Annotated in this window: 7 protein-coding genes and 1 pseudogene; 5 read left to right on the top strand and 3 right to left on the bottom strand. The window is 59.9% G+C overall.

Translation table 11 applies throughout. The features are described from left to right. A pseudogene (locus tag HMPREF9538_RS17635) lies at positions 1-268 on the bottom strand (CoA pyrophosphatase); the annotation flags it as partial. Between the two features lie 3 nt (positions 269-271). Further along, positions 272-1,627: an aminodeoxychorismate synthase component 1 gene (pabB, locus tag HMPREF9538_RS17640; RefSeq protein ID WP_004145520.1), complete on the bottom strand. Its 1,356-nt coding sequence runs from the start codon at positions 1,625-1,627 to the stop codon at positions 272-274. Positions 1,628-1,715: 88 nt separating this feature from the next. On the opposite strand from pabB, the gene HMPREF9538_RS17645 reads away from it, so the two are divergent. Further along, a complete protein-coding gene (locus HMPREF9538_RS17645; protein ID WP_002910911.1) occupies positions 1,716-1,901 on the top strand; it encodes a YoaH family protein in 186 nt (61 codons plus the stop codon). Here HMPREF9538_RS17645 and HMPREF9538_RS17650 read toward each other — a convergent pair whose 3' ends face one another. Then, on the bottom strand, positions 1,902-2,246 hold the full coding sequence (locus tag HMPREF9538_RS17650; RefSeq protein WP_002910910.1) for a RidA family protein: 345 nt from the start codon (positions 2,244-2,246) through the stop codon (positions 1,902-1,904). 131 nt (positions 2,247-2,377) lie between these two features. Between HMPREF9538_RS17650 and HMPREF9538_RS17655 the strand changes: the two genes are divergently transcribed. The 4 genes from HMPREF9538_RS17655 (at position 2,378) to fadD (ending at position 7,640) form a co-directional block, all read left to right on the top strand. Beyond that, positions 2,378-4,288: an ATP-dependent DNA helicase gene (locus HMPREF9538_RS17655; RefSeq protein WP_004175456.1), complete on the top strand. Its 1,911-nt coding sequence runs from the start codon at positions 2,378-2,380 to the stop codon at positions 4,286-4,288. A 145-nt stretch (positions 4,289-4,433) separates the two neighbouring features. After that, positions 4,434-5,129, top strand: a complete 696-nt coding sequence (gene tsaB / locus HMPREF9538_RS17660; RefSeq protein ID WP_009484655.1) for a tRNA (adenosine(37)-N6)-threonylcarbamoyltransferase complex dimerization subunit type 1 TsaB — start codon at positions 4,434-4,436, stop codon at positions 5,127-5,129. A gap of 38 nt (positions 5,130-5,167) precedes the next feature. Then, positions 5,168-5,749, top strand: coding sequence for a Slp family lipoprotein (locus HMPREF9538_RS17665; protein ID WP_002910905.1), 582 nt, complete (start codon positions 5,168-5,170; stop codon positions 5,747-5,749). A 205-nt stretch (positions 5,750-5,954) separates the two neighbouring features. After that, positions 5,955-7,640 (top strand): long-chain-fatty-acid--CoA ligase FadD, encoded by a 1,686-nt coding sequence (gene fadD / locus HMPREF9538_RS17670; protein ID WP_032457051.1) that lies wholly within the window; start codon positions 5,955-5,957, stop codon positions 7,638-7,640. Positions 7,641-7,654: the final 14 nt, after the last annotated feature.

Raw genomic sequence — 7,654 nt, 5'->3', positions numbered from 1 at the left:
TCCCCCCCTCTTCCTGAGCTTCGCGCAGGGCGGCGGCGATAAGCGTCGCGTCGGTATTATCTACTGCGCCGCCGGGAAAGGCGACCTGGCCGGCGTGCTTGCGCAGCAGCGGCGAACGCTGGGTCAGCAGCAGGCCGGGCTGCGGCCGGCGCACGATCGGCACCAGCACCGCCGCCTGCCGCTGATTGAGCGCATGGCGCGAAGGCTGCGGGCGCAGAAGCTGAAAGCGGGACAGAAAATCATCCAGATTAAGGGCGCGATCCGCCATGGTCTAGTTCTCCAGTTGCTGCAGGATACGATTAACTTTATCAAAAGTTTCCTGATATTCCGCCGCTTCCTCGCTATCCGCCACAATTCCGCCGCCGGCGGAGCAGTACAGCTGTCCCTGCCATGCCGTCAGGGTGCGAATGGTGATGCTGGTATCCATATTGCCGCAATAGCTCAGGTAGCCAATGCTCCCACACCAGGCGTTGCGTCGTTGGGGCTCCAGTTCATCGATAATCTCCATCGCCCGCACTTTCGGCGCGCCGGTGATCGAGCCGCCGGGAAAGGCGGCGCGCAGCAGGTCGCTGGCGTGCAGCGTCATTGGCAGGCGGGCGGTGATGGTGCTGACCAGATGATGGACCGCCGGGAATGGCTCCACCACGAACAGCTCGGGGACCCGCACGCTGCCCGGGACGGCGACGCGGCCGATGTCGTTGCGCATCAGGTCGACAATCATTAAATTCTCGGCGCGATCTTTCGGCGAATTCGCCAGCTTCTCAGCCTGCTGCGCATCTGCCAGCGGCGAATCGAGCCGCGGCAGGGTGCCTTTTATCGGCCGCGTCTGGATCTCCCCCTGGCGCAGCTGGATAAAGCGCTCCGGCGACAGGCTTAAAATCGCCCCTTCATCGAGGCGAATAAAGGCGCTAAAGGGGGCGCGGTTGACGGCGTTCAGCTGGCGGAAGGCCTGCCATTCATCACCGACGTAGCTGGCCTGAAAACGCTGGGCGAGGTTGACCTGATAGCAGTCGCCGCTGTGCAGATAGGCCTGTACCTGGCGAAATTTTTCCCCGTACTGCTGGCGGCTCATATTTGACTGCCAGGCAGAGGTCAGGGCGAAGGTTTCACCCGGCGTCGGCGTTTGCGCCTCCAGCCACTGTAGACGCTGCTGCGGGTCGTCATAGCTGAGCAGCGATATCTGTTGGCGCTGGTGGTCGACGATAAGCGCCCAGTCATAGATCCCCACCGCCATATCCGCCAGCGCGATATCGGCCTGCGCGTGCGAAGGGAGACGCTCAAAGCGACGGCCCAGGTCGTAACCGAATAATCCCAGCGCGCCGCCGAGAAACGGCAGATCGTCATGGGGTTGCGGCGTGAACGGCTGACGATCCAACTGCTGCTGCAGGAGCTGCAGCGGATCTTCCGCTGAGACAACAACGGTTTCGCCGTCGTCGACCCACGTCTGTTCACCGCGCGTCAGCAGCGTGGCGCGCGGGGCAGCCACCAGAATATCAAAGCGGTTATGCGGATGGTCGGCAAAGCCGGAATGCAGCAGCATCGCCCAGGGCAGGGCGCTTAACGGCGCAAAATAGTGTTCGGCCGCATCCGGGCGCCAGGGCAGGGTAATAATCGCGGGGGACAACATCTTTCTCGATCCTGAACGTTGCCGCCCCTCTGGCGTAGTCGGGGACGGCGTGAAATAATTACGCCCCACAATGTAGCAGGAGTAAAAGATGTTTGCAGGTTTACCTTCGCTGAGCCACGAGCAACAGCAAAAAGCGGTCGAACGTATCCATGAGCTAATGGCTCAGGGGGTAAGCAGCGGCCAGGCGATTGCCCTGGTGGCGGAAGAGCTGCGCGCAACGCATACCGGCGAGCAGATTGTCGCGCGCTTTGAAGATGAGGATGAGGACGAGTAATTACACCGCGGCGATAATTTTGATCTCAACTTTATACTGCGGGTTCATCAGCGTCGCTTCCACCGTGCAGCGCACCGGGGCGTGACCAGCCACCACCCACGCGTCCCAGGCTTTATTCATCGCCGCAAAGTCGCTTTTATCGGCGAGGAAGATGGTGGCGTCAAGAATACGCGACTTGTCGCTGCCCTGTTTTTCCAGCACCGCGTCAATCTGCGCCAGGGTATTGGCGGTCTGCTCGAAAGCGTCGGCATCGAGATTTGCCGGCACGCCGGTGTAGTACAGGGTCTGGTTGTGGATCACCACGTCTGACCAACGGGCTTCGGCATCAATACGCGTAATTGTCATTGCTTTTTCCTCTTTAAGCATTCCATTCGGCTGCGGCAAGACTGCCATAATGTGCCGCTCGCGTCACTACCCGGACTGGCGAAACGCCGTCCTCCCTGACATAATCACTGTCCAAATAACCAGGGGGCAATGTGATCGACGATTTTGCAGCAGACGGCCAGCTAGCCAAAGCCATACCGGGATTTAAACCGCGCGAGCCGCAGCGCCAGATGGCGGTGGCGGTCAGCGAAGCGATTGAGGCCTCCCGGCCGCTGGTGGTGGAAGCGGGGACCGGAACCGGTAAAACCTACGCTTACCTGGCGCCTGCGCTGCGGGCGAAAAAAAAGGTGATTATCTCCACCGGCTCGAAAGCGCTGCAGGATCAGCTTTACAGCCGCGATCTGCCCACCGTCGCCAAAGCGCTCAAATTCACCGGGAAACTGGCGCTGCTCAAAGGGCGTTCCAACTACCTGTGTCTCGAACGTCTTGAGCAGCAGGCGCTGGCGGGCGGCGATCTGCCGGTGCAAACCCTCAGCGATGTGATCCTCCTGCGCTCCTGGTCGAATCAAACTCAGGATGGCGATATCAGCACCTGCGCCAGCGTCGCGGAAGACTCTCAGGCCTGGCCGCTGGTCACCAGCACCAACGATAACTGTCTCGGTAGCGACTGCCCACTGTATAAAGATTGCTTCGTGGTGAAGGCGCGTAAAAAAGCGATGGACGCCGACGTGGTGGTGGTCAACCATCACCTGTTTCTGGCCGATATGGTGGTCAAAGAGAGCGGCTTTGCCGAGCTGATCCCCGAGGCGGAAGTGATGATCTTCGATGAAGCCCATCAGCTGCCGGATATCGCCAGTCAGTACTTTGGCCAGTCGCTCTCCAGCCGCCAGCTGCTGGACCTGGCGAAAGACATCACCATTGCCTACCGCACCGAACTGAAAGACACTCAGCAGCTGCAAAAATGCGCCGACCGCCTGGCGCAAAGCGCGCAGGATTTCCGCCTGCAGCTGGGAGACCCGGGCTACCGCGGCAATCTGCGCGAGCTGCTGGCGGACAGCCACATTCAGCGAGCGCTGCTGCTGCTCGATGACGCGCTCGAGCTATGCTATGACGTCGCTAAACTTTCGCTGGGCCGCTCGGCGCTGCTCGACGCCGCTTTTGAGCGTGCCACCCTTTATCGCGGGCGCCTGAAGCGGTTGAAAGAGATCAACCAGCCGGGCTACAGCTACTGGTATGAGTGTACCTCGCGCCACTTTACTCTCGCGCTGACGCCGCTGACCGTGGCCGAGAAGTTTAAAGAGGTGATGGCGCAGAAGTCGGGGAGCTGGATCTTTACCTCGGCGACGCTGTCGGTGAACGACGATCTGCATCACTTTACCGCCCGGCTGGGGATCGACGAGGCGCAGACTCTGCTGCTGCCGAGTCCCTTTGACTATCAGCACCAGGCGCTGCTCTGCGTGCCGCGCAACCTACCCCTGCCGAACCAGCCCGGCGCAGCGCGACACCTGGCGGCGATGCTCAAGCCGCTGATCGAGGCCAACGATGGTCGCTGCTTTATGTTGTGCACCTCGCACGCCATGATGCGCGATCTGGCGGAGCAGTTCCGCGCCACCATGACGCTACCGGTGCTGCTGCAGGGCGAGACCAGCAAAGGCCAGCTGCTGCAGCAGTTCGTCAGCGCCGGCAACGCGCTGCTGGTGGCTACCAGCAGCTTCTGGGAGGGAGTCGATGTGCGCGGCGACGCGCTGTCGCTGGTGATTATCGATAAGCTACCGTTCACCTCGCCGGACGATCCGCTGCTAAAAGCGCGGATGGAAGATTGCCGGCTGCGCGGCGGCGATCCCTTCGATGAAGTGCAGCTCCCGGATGCGGTGATCACCCTCAAGCAGGGGGTGGGGCGTCTGATCCGCGATATCGACGACCGCGGGGTGCTGGTGATCTGCGACAACCGGTTGGTGATGCGCCCCTACGGCGCGGTGTTCCTGGCCAGTCTGCCGCCGGCGCCGCGAACCCGCGATATCCGTCGGGCGGTGCGCTTTCTCGCCGTACCGCCGGCAAGGTAATCCGCACTAAAATGTGTTAAGCTGCGCGCCATTTTGTTAATTAGCGGTTCCCAATAGACTTCGGGCGGCATGGCGGCGGGTTGGCCGTTTGCCGGAAATCAGGCTGCCTGAAGGCCTGAACTATGTAACGAGAGCGTGACCACCCATGCGAATTTTGGCTATCGATACCGCCACAGAGGCCTGCTCCGCGGCTCTGTGGAATGATGGCACCCTTAGTGCTCATTTCGAAATTTGTCCCCGCGAACATACCCAACGTATCCTGCCGCTGGTGCAGGAGGTCCTCACCGAGAGCGGCACCACGCTGAGCGAGCTGGACGCGCTGGCCTTTGGCCGCGGTCCGGGCAGCTTTACCGGCGTGCGCATCGGCATCGGTATCGCTCAGGGGCTGGCGCTGGGCGCCGAACTGCCAATGATTGGCGTTTCCACGCTGGCCACCATGGCGCAGGGCGCCTGGCGCAAAACCGGCGCCACCCGTGTGCTGGCGGCCATTGATGCGCGTATGGGCGAAGTCTACTGGGCCGAGTACCAGCGCGACGAGCAGGGCGTCTGGCATGGCGAAGAGACGGAAGCGGTGCTCAAACCGGAAGCGGTAGCCGAACGGCTGGCACAGCTTTCCGGCGAATGGGCCACCGTCGGCACCGGCTGGCAGGCGTGGCCGGATCTGGCGAAAGCGAGCGGACTGACCTTAAGCAGCGGCGAAATTGAATTGCCGGCGGCGGAGGATATGCTGCCGTTAGCCTGTTACCTGCTGTCGGCGGGGAAAACCGTGGCCGTGGAGAAAGCGGAGCCGGTTTATTTGCGAAACGAGGTGGCGTGGAAGAAACTTCCAGGCCGCGAGTGAATCTCAGTAACAAGAAGACTGAGAAAAGGAGTCGCATCATGGCGGGTCAAAAACAGGGCGTTCGCTGGCTGTTAGCCGCAGCGGTTGCCGTTGCGCTAAGCGGTTGCGTGTCAGTGCCGGATGCCATCAAAGGCACCAGCCCGACGCCGCAGCAGGATTTAGTGCGGGTGATGAACGCCCCGCAGCTGTACGTTGGCCAGGAAGCGCGCTTTGGCGGTAAGGTGGTCAATGTGCAAAACCAGCAGGGGAAAACCCGCTTAGAAATCGCCACCGTACCGCTGGACAGCGGTGCGCGGCCAGTGCTCGGCGAGCCGTCCCGCGGAAGGATTTTTGCTGACGTCAATGGCTTCCTCGATCCGGTGGATTTCCGCGGTCAACTAGTGACCGTGGTCGGACCGATCGCCGGGGTGGTTGACGGCAAGGTGGGCAGCACGCCGTATAAATTTATGCTAATGAACGCCACCGGCTACAAGCGCTGGAACGTAGTGCAGCAGGTGGTGATGCCTCCGCAACCTATCGACCCGTGGATGCTGGGTCCGCGCCCCTGGGGCTACGGCTATGGCGGCTGGGGCTGGTACAATCCCGGCCCTGCTGAGGTGAGAAACGTTGTAACCGAATGATTTTGTTGTTTATGTTAGTTCAAAGAAACAGCGGCCGGTCCGCTGTTTCTTTGTTTTCAGTCGAATAAGAAAAAAAATAGTGACGCGCTTCGCAACCTGCTCATTGCCTAATTAATAAACTGGTACGCTGAGTTAATATAATGTTAACAAAATGTATTATCCAGGGGCTGTGATGACGACGAATAACTATTTCAGAGGTGATGCAGTGAAAAAGGTTTGGCTAAACCGTTATCCCGCAGATGTTCCGGCGGAGATAAATCCTGACCGCTATCAATCCCTGGTTGAACTGTTTGAACATGCCACCACCCGTTACGCCGACCAACCGGCGTTTATCAATATGGGTGAAGTGATGACCTACCGTAAGCTGGAGGAGCGTAGTCGCGCCTTCGCCGCTTATCTTCAGGAGGGGTTGGGGTTACAGAAGGGCGATCGCGTGGCCCTGATGATGCCTAACCTGCTGCAGTATCCGGTGGCTCTGTTTGGCATCCTGCGCGCCGGGATGATCGTGGTTAACGTCAACCCCTTATATACCCCGCGCGAACTGGAGCATCAGCTCAACGACAGCGGCGCGGCGGCGATCGTCATTGTCTCCAACTTTGCCCATACCCTGGAAAAAGTGGTGGCGAAAACTCAGGTCCAGCATGTGATCCTGACGCGCATGGGCGACCAGCTTTCCACCGCCAAAGGTACGCTGGTGAACTTTGTGGTCAAGTACATTAAGCGCCTGGTGCCGAAGTACCATCTGCCGGACGCCATCTCGTTTCGCAGCGCGTTGCAGCACGGCTATCGCATGCAGTACGTCAAGCCGGAGATCGTTGCGGAAGATCTGGCGTTTCTGCAGTACACCGGGGGCACCACCGGCGTGGCCAAAGGTGCGATGCTAACCCACCGCAATATGCTGGCTAACCTCGAGCAGGTCAATGCCACCTACGGCCCGCTGCTGCATCGCGGCAAAGAGTTCGTGGTGACCGCGCTGCCGCTGTATCACATTTTCGCCCTGACCATGAACTGCCTGCTGTTTATCGAACTGGGCGGGCAAAATTTGCTGATCACCAACCCACGCGATATCCCCGGGCTGGTGAAGGAGCTGGCGAAGTATCCTTTTACCGCCATGACCGGGGTCAATACCCTGTTCAACGCCTTGCTGAACAACAAAGAGTTCCAGCAGCTTGATTTCTCCTCGCTGCATTTGTCCGCCGGCGGTGGGATGCCGGTGCAGCAGGCGGTGGCCGAGCGCTGGGTAAAACTGACCGGGCAATATCTGCTGGAGGGCTACGGCCTGACAGAGTGTTCCCCGCTGGTCAGCGTTAACCCGCACGATATTGACTACCACAGCGGCAGCATTGGCCTGCCGGTGCCCTCCACCGAAGCCAAACTGGTGGATGATGATGATAACGAAGTGGCGCCGGGTCAGCCGGGCGAGCTCTGTATTAAAGGGCCGCAGGTGATGCTGGGCTACTGGCAGCGCCCTGACGCGACGGATGAGATTATCAAAGACGGCTGGCTGCACACCGGGGATATCGCGGTGATGGATGAAGAGGGGTTCCTGCGCATCGTCGATCGCAAAAAAGATATGATCCTGGTGTCGGGTTTTAACGTCTATCCGAACGAAATCGAAGATGTGGTCATGCAGCATAGCGGGGTGCTGGAAGTGGCGGCCATCGGCGTGCCGTCCGGCAGCAGTGGCGAAGCGGTGAAGATTTTCGTAGTCAAGAAAGATGCTGCGTTAACCGAAGAGGCGCTGATTACGTTCTGCCGTCGCCATTTGACCGGATACAAGGTGCCGAAGCTGGTGGAATTCCGTGACGAACTGCCGAAATCCAACGTCGGGAAAATTTTGCGGCGAGAACTGCGTGACGAAGCGCGCGCTAAAGAGGACAATAAAGGCTAAGTAACGAATGAGGC

The organism is Klebsiella sp. MS 92-3 (assembly GCF_000195655.1).
In the GTDB taxonomy this organism is placed as follows: Bacteria; Pseudomonadota; Gammaproteobacteria; order Enterobacterales; family Enterobacteriaceae; genus Klebsiella; species Klebsiella pneumoniae.
Note: the sequence above shows the minus strand (reverse complement) of the source record. Positions and strands in the feature narration are given on the sequence as shown.